This is a genomic window from Agromyces mangrovi, from assembly GCF_030296695.1.
GTDB lineage: Bacteria > Actinomycetota > Actinomycetes > Actinomycetales > Microbacteriaceae > Agromyces > Agromyces mangrovi.
This window is the reverse complement of sequence record NZ_AP027737.1, coordinates 353,120-371,863: the sequence shown is the minus strand read 5'-3', so window position 1 is coordinate 371,863 and position 18,744 is coordinate 353,120. Positions and strand designations below refer to the sequence as shown.

The window sequence follows — 18,744 nt, the reverse complement described above, 5'->3', positions numbered from 1 at the left end:
GCACCCGGCGCGAGCCGGCTCAGCCGCCCGCGGGCCGCATGAGCAGCGTCTGCTCGGCGAGCTCCTGCGTGCGCTCGAGCGTGAACGGCCACGGCAGCGTGCCGCCGCGCGCCCAGACGTCGGTCTGGTCGACGTAGTTCCGGTCGAACGCGTGACCTGAAGCGCCCGACACGTTCACCCACCGCGACGCGTCGAAGTCCGACAGGTCGACGAGCATGCGCATCGACGGCACCGAGCTCGCGTCGAAGCCCTCGCGCGCGTCCCACGCGGTCGCGTCCACGACCGCCGACGAGCCGCCGAGCTGCCAGGGCCCGCGGTCGAGCAGCAGGCGCGCGGGCAGCAGTCCGGTCTCGCCGAAGGCCTGGCTGCGCAGGTGGAGCTGGTGCAGCCGGCCCCACCGCCACTGGGCGGGGTCGGAGCCCATGCGATCGGCCGACTCCTGCCAGGCCGAGGCCATCGCGCCGGCGAGCGCGTCGTCGCGTCCGCCGGACCACCACTCGGAGTCCGGCTCGTCGAGGAGGTCGTCCACGACGCGGATCCAGCGGTCGCCGCCGGCGGGGCGGGTGCCCTCCGGGAGGTCGCCGAACAGGTCGCCGAGCAGCGTGCTCCAGACGACCTGGAAGTACGCTGCGCCCGCTCCGTCGACGTCGCTGACGCCGTCCCAGTCGGCGAGCAGGTCCTGCCCGAGCGCGGCATCGCCGTCGAGCGCCAGCTCCGCGAGCGCCGGCAGCAGCATCGCCGCGGCGGGGTCGACCTGGTCGACCTGCAGGTTCGCCATGGTGGCGAGGCTCACCGGCTGCTCGGCGGCGATCGCCTCGCGCAGCACGCGGTCGATGCGCGACGCGCGGTAGCCCTGCGCCCAGTCCTGCGTGAGCATCGGGCCGTCGCCTGACTCGAGCGGGGGCGTGTTGGCGGCGACGAGGTAGCCGCGATCGGGGTTCGACTCCGACGGCATGTCGTCGAACGGCACGATGTCGCTCCAGCGGTACTCGCCCGACCAGCCGGGCACGGGGAACGTGCCGTCGCCGGTCTCGCGCACCGGCACCCGGCCGACCGCCTGCGAGCCGATGCCGCCCGCGACGTCGGCGTAGAGCAGGTTCTGCGCGGGCAGGTCCCAGCGCTCGGCCGCGGCCCGGAAGCCGCTCCAGTCGCTCGCGCGGTTCATCGCCAGGATCGCGCTCGCGGTGCGCGACGGCGCGAACCCGGTCCACTGCAGCGCGAGCTCGTAGGATGCGTCCTCGAACTCCGCCGCCTCCGGGTACTGCTCGGCCACGGCGTCGAAGCCGTCGTCGAGCCCGGTCACGAGCGGCCCGTGGCCGGTCGAGCGCACCGTGATCGTCACCGGCGCCCCGCCCGCGACCTCGATGACCTCGCGGCGCTCGTCGAACGAGACCATCGTGTCGCCCTGCAGGTACTCGCCGCCGTCGACCCGCTCGACGTACAGGTCGGTCGTGTCCGCGAGCAGGTTCGTCGGCGTCCACGCGATGTCGGCGTTGTGCCCGGCGATGATGCCGGGCACGCCCGCGAAGCCGAACCCGGACACCTCGTAGCGGCACTCCTCGGAGACGGGCGCGCAGCGCAGGCTCGACTGGGTCCAGGCCGACGGCAGGGAGGCCTCCAGGTGCGGGTCGCCGGCCAGCAGGGGCAGCTCCGTCGCGGTGTGCGCACCGGCGACGACCCACGAGTTCGACCCGATGTCGGAGCCGGGCGTGGTCAGCACAGCCGGGAGGGCGTCGAGCCGTGCACGCAGCTCGGCGAGCGGTGCGGCCAGGAGTTCCTGGTCGGTCTCGGCGGCATCCGTCGACGCCCCGTCGGCCTCGCCCTCGGCCTCGTCGCCCTCCTCGGGCAGCGGCGGCGGGTCGCCGAGGATCGTCGGCGCCGTGTCGTAGTCGAAGCCCGGGTGCAGGCGCTCGACCTCCTCGGGCGGCAGCGCGGTCGCAAGCAGCGCCCGGTCGAGCTCGTCGTCGAGGTTCGCGCGCAGGTCCCACGCCGCGGCCTTCAGCCAGACCGCCGAGTCGACCGGGGTCCACGGCTCGGGCTCGTAGCCCGGGAACTGCAGGCCGAGCAGCGCGTACTCGAGCGACAGGTCGGCCCCGCTCCGCTCGTCGAGGTAGGCGTTGACGCCCGCCGCGTACGCCTCGTACACCGCTCGGGTGGTGTCGTCGAACTCCTCCACCTCGCGCTCGGCGACCTGCCGCCAGCCGAGCGTGCGGGCGAGGGCGTCTGAGGACACGTACTGCTCGCCGAGCAGCTCGGCGAGTCGCCCCGATGCGGCGTGCCGGCGGTAGTCCATCTCCCAGAAGCGGTCCTGCGCGTGCACGTACCCCTGCGTGAAGAAGAGGTCGGCCGTGGTCTCGGCGACCACCTGCGGCACGCCCGCGTCGTCGCGGTAGACGACCGCGGGCTGGTCGAGGCCGGCGACCTCGATGCGGCCGGACGTCTCGGGGAACGACCGCTGCACGGTCCACCAGACGAGGCCCGCGGCGACGACTGCGGCCACGAGCACGAGCACGAGCAGGCTCACGAAGAACGCGGTGATGCGGTGTCGGTGGGTGCGAGGCCGGTCGGATCCCACGCATCACTCCTTCGTGTCGATCGAACGGCTCCGCCGGCGGTCGCGCCGGGTGGGGCCACTGTACCCGAGGGGTCTGGTCGGATCGGTCAGGCGTGCAGCTGCGCGTTGAGCGCGACGCCCTCCCCGCTGCGCGAGAGCACCTCGACGGCGCCGGTGAGCGAGTTGCGCCGGAACAGCAGGTTGGGCGTGCCGGAGAGCTCGACCGCCTTGACCGTTGTGAGCCCGCCGTCGGAGCGGCGCGGCCCGTCGACCACGACGACCTTGGTGCCCGCGGTGACGTAGAGCCCGGCCTCCACGACCGTGTCGTCGCCGATCGAGATGCCGATGCCCGAGTTCGCGCCGAGCAGCGCCCGCTCGCCGATGGCGACGCGCTGCGTGCCGCCGCCCGAGAGCGTGCCCATGATCGATGCGCCGCCGCCGATGTCGGAGCCGTCGCCGACCACGACGCCCTGCGAGATGCGCCCCTCGACCATCGAGGTGCCGAGCGTGCCGGCGTTGAAGTTCACGAAGCCCTCGTGCATGACGGTCGTGCCCGGCGCGAGGTGCGCGCCGAGCCGCACGCGACCCGCGTCGGCGATGCGCACGCGCTCGGGCGTCACGTAGTCGAGCAGGCGGGGGAACTTGTCGAGCCCGGTCGCCTGGATGCCGTGGCGCCGCAGCACCGGTCGGAGGCGGTCGAAGTCGGCCGGATGCACCGGGCCGGCGTTGGTCCAGACGACGTTGGGCAGGAACCCGAAGACGCCGTCGAGGTTCAGCGTGTTCGGCGCGACCACGAGGTGCGAGAGCAGCTGCAGGCGCAGGTACGCGTCGCTCGTCGAGGCGGGCGGCGCGTCGAGGTCGATGTGCTCGGTGACCACGCGCTGCGTGACGCCGCGTCGCTCGTCGTCGTGCGCGGCGGCCTCGAGGAGCTCGGCACGACGTGGTGGTCGGCCGGCGGCGCGCCCAGCGCGGGCGACGGGAACCAGGTGTCGAGCACGGTGCCGTCGGTCGCGATCGAGGCGATGCCGTGGCCCCAGGCGGAGCGGTCGGACGACTGGTCTGATGCGGTGGCGGGCATGCGTCCAGCGTAGCGGCCGGGACCGGTCGGCCCGGTTTCGTAGACTGGCCCGATGACCGCCTCGGACGCCCCCGCACCGGCCCTCGACCTGACGGCGGACGCCGTCGAGATCACGCGCGCGATCTGCGACGTGCCGTCGGTCTCCGGTGACGAGGCGACGCTCGCCGACCTGATCGAACGGGCGCTCGCGCCCGCCGCCCACCTCGAGGTGCTGCGCGACGGCGACGCGGTCGTCGCGCGCACGGACCTCGGCCGCGACCGCCGGGTCGTCATCGCCGGGCACATCGACACGGTGCCGATCAACGACAACCTCCCGACCCGCTTCGAGACGATCGACGGCGTCGAGTACCTGTGGGGTCGCGGCACGGTCGACATGAAGGCGGGCGTCGCCGTGCAGCTGAAGCTCGCGCTCGAGCTGGCGGCCCCGGCGGTCGACGTGACCTGGATGTGGTACGACCACGAGGAGGTCGCGGCCGACCTGAACGGCCTCGGCCGGCTGGCCGCGCACCGTCCCGACTTGTTCGCGGGCGACTTCGCGATCCTCGGCGAGCCGAGCAACGGCGCCGTCGAGGGCGGATGCAACGGCAACCTGCGCGTCGAGCTCCGCGCGCGCGGCGTGCGGGCCCACTCCGCGCGCAGCTGGGTTGGGGAGAACGCGATCCACAAGCTCGCCCCCGCGCTCGAGCGGCTCGCCGCGTACGAGGCGCAGACCGTCGAGGTCGACGGTCTCGCCTACCGCGAGGGCCTCAACGCGGTCGGCGTCGGCGGCGGGGTCGCGGGCAACGTGATCCCCGACGACGCGACCCTGCACGTGAACTACCGGTTCGCGCCCAGCCGCTCGATCGACGAGGCGGTCGCGCACGTGCGCGAGCTGTTCCCCGAGTACGAGCTGACCGTGGTCGACAGCGCCGACGGCGCACGGCCGGGCCTCGATGCCGCGCTCGCGCAGGAGTTCGTCGCCGCGGTCGGCGCCGAGGCGAAGCCGAAGTACGGCTGGACCGATGTCGCCCGCTTCAGCGCGATGGGCGTGCCGGCCGTGAACTTCGGCCCCGGCGACCCGCTCAAGGCGCACGCCGACGACGAGCGCGTGCCGCTGCACCAGATCCGGGACTGCGACGCGGCCCTCCGGGCATGGCTGAGCGGTGACTGAGCCGGGCGCCGACACCGGCAGCGTCGTCGACGCCCGCACCGCGCAGGGCGCGCCCGCGCGCGCGCGCCGGCTCGTGGCATCCGCCCCCTGGTGGCTGCAGGTCATCGTCGTCTACGGCCTCGCGCGCGCGGTGAGCACTGCGATGGTGCTCGTGCTGGCGAGCGTGCAGCAGGCGAACCCGTGGACGCGCGCGTCGCCGAGCTACTGGGAGTTCGCGAACATCTGGGACGCGCGCTGGTTCGGCTACGTCGCCTTCGCCGGGTACCCGTCCGAGCTGCCGCTCGACGACTCCGGGCACGTGACCGAGAACGCGTGGGCGTTCATGCCCGTGTACCCGGTGGTCGTGCGCCTCGTCATGACCGTGACGACCCTGGGCTGGGATGTCGCCGCGGTGCTCGTCTCGCTCGCCGCGGGCCTCGGCTCGGCACTCGTGTTCCACCGCCTGATGAGCCGGTTCCTCGAGCCGGACCGGGCGCTGTTCGCGGTCGTGCTGTACTGCGTGGCGCCGGTGTCGGTCGTGTTCGGGTTCGGCTACGCGGAGGCGCTGTTCCTGCTGCTGCTGAATACCGCGCTGCTGCTCCTCGTCGACCGGAGGTACGCGTGGCTGTTCCCGGTCGTGACCGCGATGGCGTTCACGCGGCCCGGTGCGCTCGCGCTCTCGCTGGCCCTCGCGCTGCACTGGCTGCTGCGGTTCCGCGCCCGGCGCACCGAGGCGTTCCCGATGGCCGAGCGCGTGATCGCCGCATCCGCCGCCGTGTACACCGGGCTGGTCGGCCTGGCCTGGCCCGTGGTCGCGTGGGTCGCGACGGGCCTGCCCGGGGCGTACTTCGACACCGAGCTCGCGTGGCGGGCGCCGTACATCGGGCGGGTCGAGCTCGTGCCCTTCACCGCGTGGTTCCAGTCGGGCGACTGGTGGCTGGGCCAGCCGCTCGGCACGATCGTCGTGGTCGGGCTGATCGCCGCGTTCGGCCTCGTGCTGTTCTCCCCGGCCGTGCGGCGGCTCGGGGTCGACCTGCGGCTGTGGCTGCTGAGCTACGCGCTGTACCTGCTCGCGGTGTTCTTCCCCCAGTCGAGCGTGTTCCGGTTGCTCGCGCCGATGTTCCCGCTGCTCGGCGCTGCGGCGCTGCCGCGGTCGGCGATCTACCGTGCGTCGATGGTCGTCGGGTTCCTCGCGCTGCAGTGGGGCTGGCTGCTCATCTGCTGGGGCATCGACGGGGCCGACTGGACGCCGCCGTGATCGGCGTCGTGGGCGCGTCGAGGCGGGTGCCGCGCGGCTCGGATGATCCCCAACCGATTTCCACACCTCGCGCGGATGCCGGATAATGGAGTCGTCAGGCCACGAAAGGGGAGCTCAATGGCGGCCATGAAGCCACGGACCGGTGACGGGCCTATGGAGGCTGTGAAGGAGGGTCGCCTCATCATCGTGCGGGTTCCGCTCGAGGGTGGCGGTCGTCTCGTCGTCTCGGTCAACGATGCGGAAGCCAAGGAGCTGCACGACGTGCTCGGCGGCGTGGTCGACGCCGGCTAGAGCATCGTTCTGCAGGGCCCGCGCCGGGTGCGCGGGCCCTTCGCATGTCCGCGGCCGGCCGGCCGGATGGCGCGGGCGGGCCCGTCAGCTTCCGAGCTTGACGATCTGCAGCAGGCCCTCGCCGGCGGGGGAGAGGCTGGTCGCGACGGCGTTCGAGCCCGCGAGCTCGGAGATGAGCGTGCGGAAGCCGGATGCCACGGGGTCGCGCCGGGCGGGGTCGGCGACGCGGCCCTTCCAGAGCGCCCGGGCCACGAGCACGGCGCCGCCCGGCATCGCGAGACGCAACGCGTGCTCGACGTACTCGATCGCCGACTCGGGGTCGGCGTCGACGAGCACCACGTCGTAGGAGTTCTCGTTCATGCGCGGCAGCACCTCGCCCGCACGGCCCGCGATGAAGCGCGTGCGCGTCGGGGCGACGCCCGCGTCGGCGAAGTTCTCGCGCGCGTGCTGGTGGTACTCGGCCTCGCTGTCGATCGAGGTGAGGTGCGCGTTGCGGCTGCCGGCGAGCAGCCAGAGGCCGGAGACGCCGACGCCCGTGCCGATCTCGATGATCGAGGTGGCGCGCCCGACGCCCGTGAGCACCGACAGTTGCGCGCCGACCGCGGGGGAGACGGGCTCGATGCCCAGCTCGAGCGACTGCTGTCGCACCCGGGCGATCGCCTCGGGTTCGACGACGGTCTCGTCGGCGAACTTCCAGTTCAGGTCATGGTCGGACACGTGCGCGGCTCCCGGTACTCGTCGGCGTCCAGCGTACGACTCTCCCGACCCGTTCTGCGGTCGCCTCGCCGCGCAGTAGGCTGGTCGCATGCTCGGCCTGACCTTCGAGAAACTCCTCATCATCGGGGTCATCGCCGTGTTCCTGCTCGGGCCCGACAAGCTGCCGATCTACACGCAGAAGCTGGGGCAGTTCGTGCGTTCGCTGCGCGACATGGCGAACGGCGCGAAGTCGCGCATGAAGGAGGAGATGGGCGACGAGTTCGACGAGGTCGACTGGCGCAAGCTCGACCCGCGACAGTACGACCCGCGCCGCATCGTGCGCGATGCGCTGAGCGACGTCGACCCGTTCGCCGAGCCGAAGCCGAAGTCCCAGGCCGTGACGGCTGCGGCGGCCGCGACCGCCGCGGCGGCCGCGAAGAACGGTGACGGGGCACCGGTGGGAGCCGCGTCGTCGCCGTTCAAGCGCGCGCCGCAGTCGGTCGCCGTCGGCGAGGCCGCCCCGTTCGACGCCGAGGCCACCTGACCGGTCGCGACCGCGGGGGCGAGCGGATGCCTCCGAGCCGACCGGACCCGTCGGGTCAGCGCCTCCGGAGCGCGCGCTGCGCGCGCAGCAGCAGCAGCATCGGCTGCTCCAGCCGGCGCCACTCGCGCGCCGAGTTCGGCGGGGCGATGGGGCCGTTCGCCGCGGCGATCGTGACCGATTCGACGTAGCGCTTCAGGCCGTCGGGGCCGTTGCGCCGGCCGAGGCCCGACTGCTTCGAGCCGCCCATGGGCGCAGCGATCGAGCTGAAGCTGCCGCGATACCCCTCGTTGATGTTCACCGACCCGGTCTCGAGCGCCGCGGCGACGCGACGGGCGCGCGGCACCGAGCCGCTCAGCACGACGGCGTTGAGGCCGTAGTCGCCGGCGTTGGCGGCGAGCACCGCCTCGTCGTCGTCGTCGACCACCGAGATCGCGACGATCGCGCCGAAGGTCTCCTCGGCGAAGCACGCCATGTCGGGCGAGACGTCGGCGAGCAGCGTCGGCTCGAACGCGTACGGCCCGAGGTCGGGGCGGTGCACGCCGCCGGCGAGCACCGTCGCGCCCTTCGCGAGGGCGTCGTCGAGGTGCCCGCGCACGCGATCGAGCTGCGCGTGGCTCGTGAGCGTGCCCACGTCGCCGGTCGACCGCGGGGACGGATCGATGACGAGGCCCTCGATGGTTCGCACGAGCGCCTCCGTGAACGCGTCGGCCACGCCGCGCTGCACGTAGATGCGCTCGGGCGACACGCAGAGCTGCCCCATCGAGGAGTAGCAGGCGTAGGCGGCCTGGCGCGCCGCGCGTTCGGGGTCGACGTCGTCGAGCACGATCAGGGGGTTCTTGCCGCCGAGCTCGAGCGATGCCGGCACCAGCCGCTCGGCGGCCTTCGCGGCGATGCGTCGGCCGGTGGCGGTCGAGCCGGTGAAGGCGATCACGTCGGCCCGGTCGGTGACGGCCTCGCCGATGGTCGCGCCGTCGCCGGTCACGACGGCCCAGAGGTCGCCCGGGAGCCCCGCGTCGACGAGCGCGCGGCGCAGCTCGAGGATGTTCAGCGCGGCCTGCTCGTCGGCCTTCTGCACGACGCCGCAGCCGGCGGCGAGGGCCGGCATGACGTCCATCGCCGCCAGCGAGAGCGGGAAGTTCCACGGGGTGATGACGCCGGCGACGCCGCGGGGCCGGTACCGCACGCGCGCGTCGATGACCGTGGGCGCGCCGCTGTGCACGCGCCGGCTGCGCAGCACGCTCCGGGCGGCGAGGGCGTTGTAGCGTGCGGCGGCGGCCGCCTGGTAGACCTCCTCGAACGCCTGGCCGCGGCTCTTGCCGGTCTCGATCCGCACGAGGTCGATGAACTGCTCGCGACGCGCGACGATGAGGTCGTGCGCGCGCAGCAGCACCTTCCGCCGGTGCGCGAAGCCCGCGCGGGCCCAGGCGAGGTGGGCGAGGCGGGTGCGGGCGAAGGCGTCGGCCACGTCGTCGGGGGTGCTGAGCGGCAGCTCGTGCAGCGGCTCGCCGGTCGCCGGGGCGAGCACGGTGCGGGTCTCGCCGCTCGTGGCGACGACGTCGTCGTGCAGCTCGGCCAGCCACTGCGGGTCGGGTGCTCCGGTGCTCCGGGTCGGCGCGGCGGGGGCGTGGGCGAGGTCGACCGGGGCTGACATGTGGACAGTCTAGGTCAGATGACCCACTTCGCTTCCGAGCGGTTATGCTGCCCGTCATGACTGCGACGGAACGCCCGCTGGGCCGGTCGACGATCGCCCGCTACGCGGTCGGATCCATCGGCACCGGCGGCTTCGGCACGCTGCCCGGCCTGGTGCTCGTCTTCTACCTGACCGACACCCTCGGCGTGACCGCGCTGCTCGCCGGCGCGATCGTGACCGTCGCGAAGGTGTGGGACGTCATCATCGACCCGGTGATCGGGTACCGCAGCGACCGCGCCCTCGCGCGCACCGGCAGCCGGCGCGGACCCATGCTGCTCGGCGCGATCGCCCTGCCCGTCTGCTTCCTGCTCACGTTCGCCGTGCCCGAGGGACTCGCACCGGGCTGGGCGGCCCTGTGGGTGCTGGTCGCGTTCGTGCTGTGCGCGACGGCCTTCTCGCTCTTCCAGGTGCCGTACATCGCGCTGCCCGCCGAGATCACGTCGGGCTACGACAACCGCACGCGCCTCCTCACCTGGCGGGTGGTGGTGCTGAGCGCGGCCATCCTGCTGTTCGGCGCGGGCGCACCAGCGCTGCGCCGCGCCGGCCCCGACGAGTACACGGGCTACCTCGTGATGGCGCTCGTCGCGGGCCTCGTGATCGGCGCGGGCCTGTTCATCGCGAGCTTCACGGCGCCGAAGGGGCAGCCCACGACGGATGCCTCCCCGGCGACGCCGCGCGCGTCGGCTTGGCGGGGCATCCGGGAGCAGTACGCGGCGGGCGTGCGCGTGCTGCGACGGAGCGCCCCGTTCCGCGCGCTGCTGTCGACGTTCGTGCTGCAGGCGCTCGCGACGGGCCTCATGCTCGCGGCCGCCAACTACGTCGCCGTCTGGGTGCTGCGCTCCGAGGACGCCCTCACCTTCCTCTTCCTCGCGCTGATCGGCCCGGCGATCCTGATGGCTCCGGCGTGGGGCGCGGTCGCGCGTCGCGTCGGCAAGGAGCGTGCGTTCGCCTGGGCGAGCCTGCTCTTCGCGGTGGCGACGCTCGGGCTCACCCCACTGCTGTTCGCCCCCGGCGCGTGGGTGTACGTGCCCGTCGCGTTGGCGGGCGCCGCCTACGCGGGCATGCAGTCACTGCCCATGGCGATGCTGCCCGACGTGGTCTCGGTCGACGCCGCGACCCACGGCGAGGGCAGCGCCGGCAGCTTCGGCGGCGTGTGGACCGCGGGCGAGACCGCCGGCATGGCGCTCGGCGCGAGCGTGCTCACGGTCGTGCTCGCGATCACCGGATACGCCGAGTCGGTGGGCGCCGAGGTCGTCACCCAGTCGCCGGCCGCGGTCTCGGGCATCGCGATCGCGTTCAGCGTCGTGCCCGCCGCGCTCGCGCTCACCAGCCTCGCGACGCTCGCCCGGTACCGGCTGCGTCGCACCGACATCGAACGCGCCGCCGAGGCGCAGGAGGAGACCCGATCGTGACCGAACCCGCCCCCGACGCACTCGCGGTGCTCGACCGGCTCGACGCGCTGCGCGCGGCCGACGCGCCGACCCACGGCGGGCGCGTCCTCTCGTACGTGTACGACTCGGGCCGCCCCGACCTCGACGAGCTCGCCGCGCGCGCCGCACGTGCCGTGCAGCCCGTGAACGGGCTCGACCCGACCACGTTCGGCTCGGTCGCGGTGATGGAACGCGAGCTCGTCGGCTTCGCGCGCGAGGCGTTCCACGGCGACGACGACGTGGTCGGCTCGTTCACCTCGGGCGGCACCGAGAGCTGCATCCTCGCGGTGAAGACCGCGCGCGACGCGTGGCGTGCGCGCGGCGGCGAGGGCACGCCGCGCCTGGTCGCGCCGAGCACGGTGCACGCCGCGTTCCGCAAGGGCGCGCACCTGCTCGGGCTCGAGCTCGACATCGTGCCGGTCGACCCCGCGACGGGTGCGCCCGAGGCATCCGCCATGATCGACCGGCTCGGGCCCGCCGTCGCCCTCGTCGTGGTGAGCGCGCCGTCGTACCCGTTCGCGACGCTCGACCCGGTGGCCGAGGTGGCGGATGCCGCGCTGGCGCAGGGCGTCGACCTGCACGTCGACGCGTGCATCGGCGGGTTCGCCCTCGCGTTCTGGCCGACCGAGGTCGCCCCGTGGGACTTCCGCGTGCCCGGCGTGACGAGCCTGTCGGCCGACCTGCACAAGTACGGCTACTCGCCGAAGGGAGCGAGCGTGCTGCTGCAGCGCGGGCGCGACCGGCAGCGCCACCAGTACTTCGCCACGACCGAGTGGTCGGGCTACCCGGTGGTGAACCCGACGCTGCTCGGCTCGAAGCCCGCGGGCCCCCTCGCGGGGGCGTGGGCGATCGTGCAGGTGCTCGGCACCGACGGCTTCACCGAGCTCGTCGGGCAGACCGCGCGCGCCACCGCCGCGCTCGTCGAGGCGGTCACCGCGATCGAGGGCCTGCGCGTGGTCGGTGAGCCGACCGGTCCGCTGCTGGCGGTCGCGGCCGACGACGCCGTGCCCGCCGAGCGCCGCGTCGACCCGCACCGCTGGGCCGACGCCGTGCGCGCCCGCGGCTGGCAGCTCCAGCTGCAGCCGGCGCATCGCCAGGCCGACGGCACGGTGCTGCCGCGCACCACCCACCTCACGGTCACGCCCGTCACCGAGTCGATCCTGGACGGACTGCTGCCCGACCTGGCCGCTGCAGCGGACGACGTGCGCGGCGAGCCCGGGCTCGACGGCACCGCGCTGCTCGACGGGCTCGGCGGCGCCGCGGCGCTCGGCGCGCTCGCCGGCGGCGTCGACTCCGACACGGCGGCCGGCCTGCTCGGCGGGCTGGGCCTGCTCGCGGCCGACGGCCCGGCGGTGCCCGAGTCGCTCGCGCCCGTGCTCGCGTTGGTCGAGGTGCTGCCCGCACCGCTCGCGGAGCGGTTGCTGGTCGAACTGCTCGGTCGCCTGGTCGAGCCCGCCTGACCGGCTTCGATCGCGGAGGCCCGGTGGTTCAGCCGGGCAGCTCGCAGCGCTCGCCGACGAACGCGTAGATCTCGCGGCGCAGGTCGTCGCTCGACACCAGGTCGAGGTCGCCCGTGCGGCCGCCCACGGCGACCTCGAACGGCAGGATGGTGCCGCGCTTGTCCTCGGCGATCGCGTGCGGGTCGCACCGCGCGGGCGCGATCTCGAGCGGGATCGTCGACGGCGCGTCGTCGCCGCGCACCTCGAGGTCGAGCGGCCAGCCGGTGCCGCCCGGTCCGTTGAGCAGGGTCGTGGTGCGCACCGCGTCGAGGCGCAGTATCCGCTCGCCCCCGGCCGGCTCGACCGAGACGTCGATCCACGCGCGCTGCGTCGGCCCCGAGCCCTCGACCCGCAGCCGCTCGGGCATCGAGAGGCGCGCGACGGACTCCACCGCGGCGGCCAGGCAGTCCTCGTCGTTGATGCGGTCGAGCACGCCCTGCTCGTCGACCGCGGGCAGCCGCGCGGTGCGGCTGCCGTCGTCGGCCGCCCACGTCACCTCGACGACGGGCGGCGCGGTCTCGGGCTCGTCGCACACCGACGCGGGCAGCGGGATGCGCAGCGCCACCGCGCGGCCGGGCGTCAGCGTCACCCCGTCGGGGTCGACCGCCGCATCGACGAACCGGTCGGAGACGAACGCGACCTCCGTGACCTCGAGGGTCGAGGCCCCGCCGTTCTCGAGCCGCACCTCGAGCACGCGCGGCACGTAGTCGAGCCGGTGCTGGAACACGACGACGTCGAGGCCATCGGGCGGGTCGGAGAGGCCGTCGCCCGCGGCGCAGCCGGCGCACGCGATCAGCAGGGCGGATGCCCCGAGCGCGGCGCCCGCGCGCATCAGCGCACCCGTACCCCGAGCGGTCGCCCCTGGAGCGAACGGGGGCGCGACGCGAGCGCGGCCGCGACGTCGTCGATCGCCCGCGCGGCCGCGTCGTCGGGGTCGGCCACCACGACGGGGAGCCCGGCGTCGCCGCCCTCGCGGAGCGCGATCGACAGCGGCACCGACGCGAGCAGCGGCACGGGCTCGTCCCGACCCCGCGACAGCCGGGCGGCGACCTCCTCGCCGCCGCCCTCGCCGAACAGCCGCAGCACCGACCCGTCGGGCTGGGGGAGGCCTGCCATGTTCTCGATCACGCCGAAGACGTGCTGCCCGGTCTGGCGTGCGACGGTGCCGCTGCGCTCGGCGACGTCGGCGGCCGCGGGCTGCGGGGTGGTGACCACGAGCACGTCGGCGTGGGGGAGCAGCTGGCCGACCGAGATGGCGACGTCGCCCGTGCCGGGCGGCAGGTCGAGCAGCAGCACGTCGAGGTCGCCCCAGTAGACGTCGGTGAGGAACTGCTGGATCGTGCGGTGCAGCATCGGCCCGCGCCACGCGACGGCGGCCTGCGGGTCGTCGACGAACATGCCGATCGAGACGACCTTCACGTCGTGGGCGACGGGCGGCAGGATCATCTCGTCGACCCGGGTCGGTCGCGGTGCGCGCCCGGACTCGTCGACCATGCCGAGCACCCCCGGAATGGAGAAGCCGTGCACGTCGGCGTCGAGCACGCCGACGGCGAGGCCGCGCCGTGCGAGCGCGACGGCGAGGTTCGCGGTGACGGTCGACTTGCCGACGCCGCCCTTGCCGCTCGTCACGGCGTAGACGCGGGTGAGCGAGTCGGCGTCGAACGGGATGCCCCGCTTCGGGCGCCCGGCCTGCAGCTTCTCGGTGAGCGCGCGCCGCTCGTCCGGCGTCATGACCGACAGCGTCACGCCCGCGTTGCCGTCGCCCACGACCGACTCGGCGGCCGTGCGCACGTCGCGCTCGATGCGGTCGGCGGCGGGGCATCCGACGATCGTGAGCTTCACGGCGACGTGCACGCCGTCGCCGGTCTCGGTGACGTCGCCGATCATGTCGAGCTCGGTGACGGGGCGGCGGATCTCGGGGTCGAGCACGCCGTCGAGCGCCCGCAGCACCCGCACGGTGACCGAGTCGGCTGCGTCAGCCTGCGGCATTCGCACCCTCGTCCTCGTCGGCGTCGCGCGCGTCGAGCTCCTCGACCAGCGCGCGCAGCTCGGAGCGGATGAACTCCTTCGACGCCATGTCGCTCATCGCCAGTCGCAGCGCGACCACCTCGCGGGCGAGGTACTCGGTGTCGGCGAGGTTGCGCTCGGCCCGCTGCCGGTCCTGCTCGATCTGCACCCGGTCGCGGTCGTCCTGGCGGTTCTGCGCGAGCAGGATGAGCGGTGCCGCGTACGAGGCCTGCAGCGAGAGCACGAGGGTCAGCGCGATGAAGCCGTAGTCGGCCCGGTCGAACTGCAGGTTGGCGGGTGCGAACGTGTTCCAGCCCATCCACAGCAGCACGAACATGGTGAGGCCGAGCAGGAACCACGGCGTGCCCATGCCGCGCGCCACGACCTCGGTGAAGCGGCCGAACCGGTCGCGGTCGCGGGTCGGCGACGCGGTGTTGCGCGAGGCACCGCCGCGCGAGGCGTCGGAGCGCGAGCCCTGGCGGTCAGCGCGTGCCATTCGCGTCCCTCCTCCGCGTGCGTCGTCCGGTCTGGATCGGGATGCTGCCCGTCAGCAGCTGCTCGCGCGCCGCGGCGCGCCGGCGCACCTCGTCGTCCTCGTCGGGTTGCGAGCGCCAGTCGTCGGGCAGCAGGTAGTCGAGCACGTCGTCGATCGTGACCACGCCGAGCAGCCGGTTGCGCTCGTCGACGACGGGCACCGACACGAGGTCGTAGCTGGCGAGGATGCGGCTGACCTCGGCGGCAGAGGTGTCGCCCGAGACCGGCTCGAGTCCCTGGTCGATGAGGGTGCCGAGGCGTTCGTTCGGCGGGTACCGCAGCATGCGCTGGAAGTGCACCATTCCGAGGAAGCGCCCCGTGGGCGGCTCGTGCGGCGGCATCGTGACGCACACCGCCGCGCCGAGCGCGGGCGGCAGCTCGTGCCGACGGATGAGGGCGAGGCCCTCGGCGACCGTCGCGTCGGCCGACACGATGATCGGCTCGGTGGTCATGAGGCCGCCGGCCGTGTCGGCCTCGTAGGTGAGGAGGAACCGCACGTCGTCTGCCTCCTCGGGCTCCATCAGGTCGAGGAGCTGCTCGCCGCGCTCGAGCGGGAGCTGGGCGATGAGGTCGGCCGCATCGTCGGGCTGCATGTGGTCGAGCACGTCGGCCGCGCGCTCGTCGCCGAGCGTCGCGAGCAGCTCGACCTGGTCGGCCTCGGGCATCTCCTCGAGCGCGTCGGCGAGCCGGCCGTCGGGCAGCTCGGCGGCCACCTCGCGGCGGCGGTCGGCCGGCAGCTCGAGCATGGTGTTCGCCAGGTCGGCCGGCTTCAGCTCGGAGTACGCGGCGATGAGGTGCTCGGCAGACTGCTGCTGGCCGGCGCCCGAGCGCTCGGTCACCTCGCCCCAGCCGACGAACGCGGTCGCACCGCGCGCGAACGGCGACGCACTCGTCTTGCGGCGGCGCACGAGCAGCTGCGAGACGTCCCACTCGCCCTGCGCGTGCTCCTCGATCGCGACGTCCTCGATCGTCGCCTCGCCCGACCCGTCGTCGAAGTCGACGTGGCGCCCGAACATCTCGGCGATGAGGCGCACCTCGCCGCCGCGCTGCTCGAACCGGCGCATGTTGATGATGCCGGTCGTGATGATCTGGCTGCTCGAGATGCTCGTGACGCGTCCGATCGAGACGAACACGCGGCGCTTGCCGGGGATCTCGACGATCAGCCCCACCACGCGCGGAGGGTCGTCCTTGCGGTACACGACGAGCACGTCGCGCACCTTGCCCACGCGGTCGCCGACGGGATCGAACACGGCGCAGCCGGCCAGGCGGGCGACGAAGACTCTCGAGGCGCTCACCCCTCGAATCTACCCCCGGGGCCCGGCCCGAGGCGTGCATGGGACAATGGGCGCGTGACGAATCCGAGGATGCTGGGCGGCCGCGGCACGAAGTTCCCGACGGTGCCGAAGGGCGACGAGGCGGCGAGCTTCGAGACATATGCGGAGGCGCAGGCGGCGGTCGACCGGCTCGCGCGCGCCGACTTCCCGGTCAAGCAGCTCTCGATCGTCGGCACCGACCTCACGAGCATCGAGCGCGTCACGGGCCGCATGAGCTGGGGCCGCGCGGCCGGCGCGGGCGCGCTCTCGGGCCTCTGGTTCGGCATGTTCCTCGGGCTGCTCTTCTTCATCGTCACCCCGACCGACCAGTCGTTCGGCGTGCTGTTCGCCGCGCTCCTGCTGGGCGCCGGCTTCGGCATGCTGTTCGGCCTCGTGACGTACACGATCAACCGCCGGCGGCGCGACTTCACGTCGGTCATGCAGGTGGCGGCGGGCCGCTACGCGCTCATCGTCGAGCCCGGGCTCGGCGCCCGCGCCCGCGAGATCCTGGGGCCGGATGCCTCGACGGCGCCCGCGCCCGCCCCGACGGCCGCCACCGGGCGCACCTACGAGCAGGCGACGGCCGAGCGGGACGCGTCGTCCGCTCCCGTGCCGCCCCCGACCCGCGAGCGCCCGCGCTACGGCGAGCTGGCCGAGTCGGAGGACGCCGCCGAGCCCGACGTCGCCGACGCTGAGCGCGGCGAGTCGCCGAGCCGCGCGGACGAGCCCGCGACCCGCGACGGGCGCGGCTGACGGGTACGCAGCCCGTTCCCAGCACCGATCCGTAGCATCGCGCACATGGTCACCGAGCTCGAGCTGCGACGCGAGATCGCGGCCGGGGAGGATCCCGACCGGCCGATCCGACGGATGCTCCGCCGGGCACGCGCCTTCATCGAGCGGCACCCGCGCCTGCGCTTCGCCTACCGGTTCGCGGTCGCCGTGTTCGGCTCGCTCGTGATCGTCGCCGGGCTCGTCCTCATGCCGCTGCCCGGGCCGGGCACGCTCGTGTTCTTCCTCGGCTTCGCCATCCTCGGCACCGAGTTCGCATGGGCGAAGCGCATCGCCGTGTGGGTCAAGCGCATCATCGACCGGGTGCTCGCGTGGTGGCGCGAGCGCCGTGCCGCGCGGTCGGCCGGTCGCCCCGCCGAGGGCTAGTCGCGCGCGCCGACCCGGCGCACCCAGTCCTCGACCTCGTCGGCCGTGCGCGGGAACGCCGCCGACAGGTTCTCGACGCCGTCGGCCGTGACCAGCACGTCGTCCTCGATGCGCACGCCGATGCCGCGGTACTCCTCGGGCACCGTCAGGTCGTCGGGCTGGAAGTACAGGCCGGGCTCGATCGTGAAGACCATGCCCTCCTCGAGCACGCCGTCCTTGTACAGCTCGCGCCGGGCCTGCGCGCAGTCGTGCACGTCGATGCCGAGGTGGTGGCTCGTGCCGTGCACCATGTAGCGGCGGTGGAACTGGTTCTCGGGGAGCAGCGACTCCTCGGCCGAGACCGGCAGCAGGCCCCACTCCGCCGTGCGGCGGGCGATGACCTCCATGGCGGCCTCGTGCACCTCGCGGAAGATCGCCCCGGGCCTCGCGACCGCGAACGCCGCGTCGGCGGCCTCGCGCACCGCCTCGTAGACCCGGCGCTGCACCTCGGAGAAGGTGCCGTTCACCGGGAACGTGCGCGTGATGTCGGCCGTGTAGTAGCTGTCGAGCTCGACGCCCGCGTCGAGCAGCACCAGGTCGCCGGGCGCGACGGGGCCGTCGTTGCGGGTCCAGTGCAGCACGGTCGCGTGCGGCCCGGCCGCCGCGATCGAGCCGTACCCGACGTCGTTGCCCTCGAGCCGCGCGCGGGCCTGGAACGCGCCCTCGATCACGCGCTCGCCGCGCTGCACGGCCGAGGCGCGGGGGAGGGCGGCGAGCACGTCGTCGAAGCCCTCGCGGGTCGCGGCGACCGCGAGGCGCATCTGCTCGATCTCGTACTCGTCCTTCACGAGGCGCAGCTCGGAGCAGGTGCGCGCCAGCGCGGCATCCGGCTCGTGCTCGTCGCCCACCTCGATGCTGAACGGCGCGTCCTGCGCGTTGTGGCTGACGGCGCGCTCGGCGGCGTAGCGGATGCGGGCGTGGTCGATGCGCTCGGTGACGGCGGCGTCGGCCTCGCGGATGACGACGGTGTCGGTGTCGACCGCAGCGACCACGGCGTCGAACTCGCCCAGGCCGCGCGTGGCCACGCCCAGGTCGGCGGCGACGTGCGCGAGCGAGGGACGCGGGCCGATCCAGAACTCGCCGATCGCCGGGTTGTCGTAGAACTCGCTCGAGTCGCGCCCGGCGCGCTCGCGGAAGTAGACGGTCGCGTCGTGGCCGTCGGCGGTCGGCTCGAGCACGAGCACGGCACCCGGCTCCGAGTCGGAGCCCCAGCCGGTGAGGTGCGCGAACGCCGAGTGCGCGCGGAACGGGTAGTCGGTGTCGTTGGAGCGCTGCTTCATGTCGCCGGCCGGGATGACGAGGCGCTGGCCGCGGTGCGCGGCGGACACGCGCGCGCGTCGCGCGGCGGCGTACGCGGCCTGCTCGCGCTGCGGCGGCGCGACCTCCGCACGGTCGGCCCACCCCGAGCCGATGTACTCCTTGAACCCCTCCGAGCCGGGCGTGGTGGACCGGTTCGCGTTGCGGTCGTCGTGCGCCTCGTCGGCGGGCGCGGTGGTGCTGGTGTCGGTGGAGTTCGTGGACATGTCG

The 18,744-nt window shown here is 73.9% G+C and carries 16 protein-coding genes and 1 pseudogene; 8 read left to right on the top strand and 9 right to left on the bottom strand.

Features of this window, described 5'->3' with window-relative positions; genetic code table 11:
- Positions 1-19 precede the first annotated feature (19 nt).
- Both QUE38_RS01755 and dapD read right to left on the bottom strand, forming a co-directional pair.
- Complete coding sequence (locus tag QUE38_RS01755; RefSeq protein WP_286309862.1) at positions 20-2,575, bottom strand: penicillin acylase family protein; 2,556 nt, start codon at positions 2,573-2,575, stop codon at positions 20-22.
- A gap of 86 nt (positions 2,576-2,661) precedes the next feature.
- Positions 2,662-3,632: pseudogene (dapD, locus tag QUE38_RS01750) on the bottom strand (2,3,4,5-tetrahydropyridine-2,6-dicarboxylate N-succinyltransferase).
- A gap of 52 nt (positions 3,633-3,684) precedes the next feature.
- Between dapD and dapE the strand changes: the two are divergent.
- From dapE to QUE38_RS01735, 3 genes are all read left to right on the top strand, one after another.
- Positions 3,685-4,782 carry a succinyl-diaminopimelate desuccinylase gene (gene dapE / locus QUE38_RS01745; protein ID WP_286309861.1) on the top strand — a complete coding sequence of 366 codons (1,098 nt, stop codon included), beginning with the start codon at positions 3,685-3,687 and terminating at the stop codon, positions 4,780-4,782.
- Positions 4,775-6,019, top strand: a complete 1,245-nt coding sequence (locus QUE38_RS01740; protein ID WP_286309860.1) for a hypothetical protein — start codon at positions 4,775-4,777, stop codon at positions 6,017-6,019. The genes dapE and QUE38_RS01740 overlap by 8 nt, the downstream gene beginning before the upstream one ends.
- A gap of 117 nt (positions 6,020-6,136) precedes the next feature.
- Positions 6,137-6,310, top strand: a complete 174-nt coding sequence (locus tag QUE38_RS01735; RefSeq protein WP_281885782.1) for a DUF3117 domain-containing protein — start codon at positions 6,137-6,139, stop codon at positions 6,308-6,310.
- Positions 6,311-6,394: 84 nt separating this feature from the next.
- Here QUE38_RS01735 and QUE38_RS01730 read toward each other — a convergent pair whose 3' ends face one another.
- Positions 6,395-7,027 (bottom strand): O-methyltransferase, encoded by a 633-nt coding sequence (locus QUE38_RS01730; protein ID WP_286309859.1) that lies wholly within the window; start codon positions 7,025-7,027, stop codon positions 6,395-6,397.
- 88 nt (positions 7,028-7,115) lie between these two features.
- On the opposite strand from QUE38_RS01730, the gene QUE38_RS01725 reads away from it, so the two are divergent.
- On the top strand, positions 7,116-7,550 hold the full coding sequence (locus QUE38_RS01725) for a twin-arginine translocase TatA/TatE family subunit (protein ID WP_286309858.1): 435 nt from the start codon (positions 7,116-7,118) through the stop codon (positions 7,548-7,550).
- 55 nt (positions 7,551-7,605) lie between these two features.
- On the opposite strand, the gene QUE38_RS01720 is transcribed toward QUE38_RS01725, so the two are convergent.
- The gene (locus tag QUE38_RS01720) at positions 7,606-9,201 is read right to left on the bottom strand and encodes a succinic semialdehyde dehydrogenase (RefSeq protein ID WP_286309857.1); all 1,596 of its coding nucleotides are present in this window, start codon (positions 9,199-9,201) and stop codon (positions 7,606-7,608) included.
- 56 nt (positions 9,202-9,257) lie between these two features.
- On the opposite strand from QUE38_RS01720, the gene QUE38_RS01715 reads away from it, so the two are divergent.
- Entirely contained in the window at positions 9,258-10,652 is a 1,395-nt protein-coding gene (locus tag QUE38_RS01715) for an MFS transporter (protein WP_286309856.1), read from the top strand.
- Complete coding sequence (locus QUE38_RS01710; RefSeq protein WP_286309855.1) at positions 10,649-12,130, top strand: pyridoxal phosphate-dependent decarboxylase family protein; 1,482 nt, start codon at positions 10,649-10,651, stop codon at positions 12,128-12,130. Before QUE38_RS01715 ends, QUE38_RS01710 begins: the two co-directional genes overlap by 4 nt.
- 28 nt (positions 12,131-12,158) lie before the next feature.
- Here QUE38_RS01710 and QUE38_RS01705 read toward each other — a convergent pair whose 3' ends face one another.
- From QUE38_RS01705 to QUE38_RS01690, 4 genes are read right to left on the bottom strand one after another with little or no spacing between them, the layout of a single operon-like run.
- On the bottom strand, positions 12,159-13,001 hold the full coding sequence (locus tag QUE38_RS01705; RefSeq protein ID WP_286309854.1) for a hypothetical protein: 843 nt from the start codon (positions 12,999-13,001) through the stop codon (positions 12,159-12,161).
- Positions 13,001-14,158, bottom strand: a complete 1,158-nt coding sequence (locus QUE38_RS01700) for an Mrp/NBP35 family ATP-binding protein (protein ID WP_286309853.1) — start codon at positions 14,156-14,158, stop codon at positions 13,001-13,003. Before QUE38_RS01700 ends, QUE38_RS01705 begins: the two co-directional genes overlap by 1 nt.
- Positions 14,145-14,672 carry a DUF1003 domain-containing protein gene (locus QUE38_RS01695; RefSeq protein ID WP_286309852.1) on the bottom strand — a complete coding sequence of 176 codons (528 nt, stop codon included), beginning with the start codon at positions 14,670-14,672 and terminating at the stop codon, positions 14,145-14,147. The genes QUE38_RS01700 and QUE38_RS01695 overlap by 14 nt, the downstream gene beginning before the upstream one ends.
- Positions 14,659-16,005, bottom strand: coding sequence for a magnesium transporter MgtE N-terminal domain-containing protein (locus tag QUE38_RS01690; protein WP_286309851.1), 1,347 nt, complete (start codon positions 16,003-16,005; stop codon positions 14,659-14,661). The genes QUE38_RS01695 and QUE38_RS01690 overlap by 14 nt, the downstream gene beginning before the upstream one ends.
- 54 nt (positions 16,006-16,059) lie before the next feature.
- Between QUE38_RS01690 and QUE38_RS01685 the strand changes: the two genes are divergently transcribed.
- Positions 16,060-16,776, top strand: coding sequence for a YflT domain-containing protein (locus tag QUE38_RS01685; protein WP_286309850.1), 717 nt, complete (start codon positions 16,060-16,062; stop codon positions 16,774-16,776).
- A 45-nt stretch (positions 16,777-16,821) separates the two neighbouring features.
- Positions 16,822-17,178 (top strand): TIGR02611 family protein, encoded by a 357-nt coding sequence (locus QUE38_RS01680; RefSeq protein WP_286309849.1) that lies wholly within the window; start codon positions 16,822-16,824, stop codon positions 17,176-17,178.
- Here QUE38_RS01680 and QUE38_RS01675 read toward each other — a convergent pair.
- Entirely contained in the window at positions 17,175-18,740 is a 1,566-nt protein-coding gene (locus QUE38_RS01675) for an aminopeptidase P family protein (RefSeq protein ID WP_286309848.1), read from the bottom strand. The two genes, QUE38_RS01680 and QUE38_RS01675, sit on opposite strands and share 4 nt — an antisense overlap.
- Positions 18,741-18,744 lie beyond the last annotated feature (4 nt).

Coding starts and splice junctions, on each gene's coding strand:
- dapE (WP_286309861.1), top strand. CDS start 3,685: ATGACCGCCTCGGACGCCCCCGCACCGGCCCTCGACCTGACGGCGGAC.
- QUE38_RS01735 (WP_281885782.1), top strand. CDS start 6,137: ATGGCGGCCATGAAGCCACGGACCGGTGACGGGCCTATGGAGGCTGTG.
- QUE38_RS01725 (WP_286309858.1), top strand. CDS start 7,116: ATGCTCGGCCTGACCTTCGAGAAACTCCTCATCATCGGGGTCATCGCC.
- QUE38_RS01720 (WP_286309857.1), bottom strand. CDS start 9,201: ATGTCAGCCCCGGTCGACCTCGCCCACGCCCCCGCCGCGCCGACCCGG.
- QUE38_RS01715 (WP_286309856.1), top strand. CDS start 9,258: ATGACTGCGACGGAACGCCCGCTGGGCCGGTCGACGATCGCCCGCTAC.
- QUE38_RS01705 (WP_286309854.1), bottom strand. CDS start 13,001: ATGCGCGCGGGCGCCGCGCTCGGGGCATCCGCCCTGCTGATCGCGTGC.
- QUE38_RS01700 (WP_286309853.1), bottom strand. CDS start 14,158: ATGCCGCAGGCTGACGCAGCCGACTCGGTCACCGTGCGGGTGCTGCGG.
- QUE38_RS01695 (WP_286309852.1), bottom strand. CDS start 14,672: ATGGCACGCGCTGACCGCCAGGGCTCGCGCTCCGACGCCTCGCGCGGC.
- QUE38_RS01680 (WP_286309849.1), top strand. CDS start 16,822: ATGGTCACCGAGCTCGAGCTGCGACGCGAGATCGCGGCCGGGGAGGAT.
- QUE38_RS01675 (WP_286309848.1), bottom strand. CDS start 18,740: ATGTCCACGAACTCCACCGACACCAGCACCACCGCGCCCGCCGACGAG.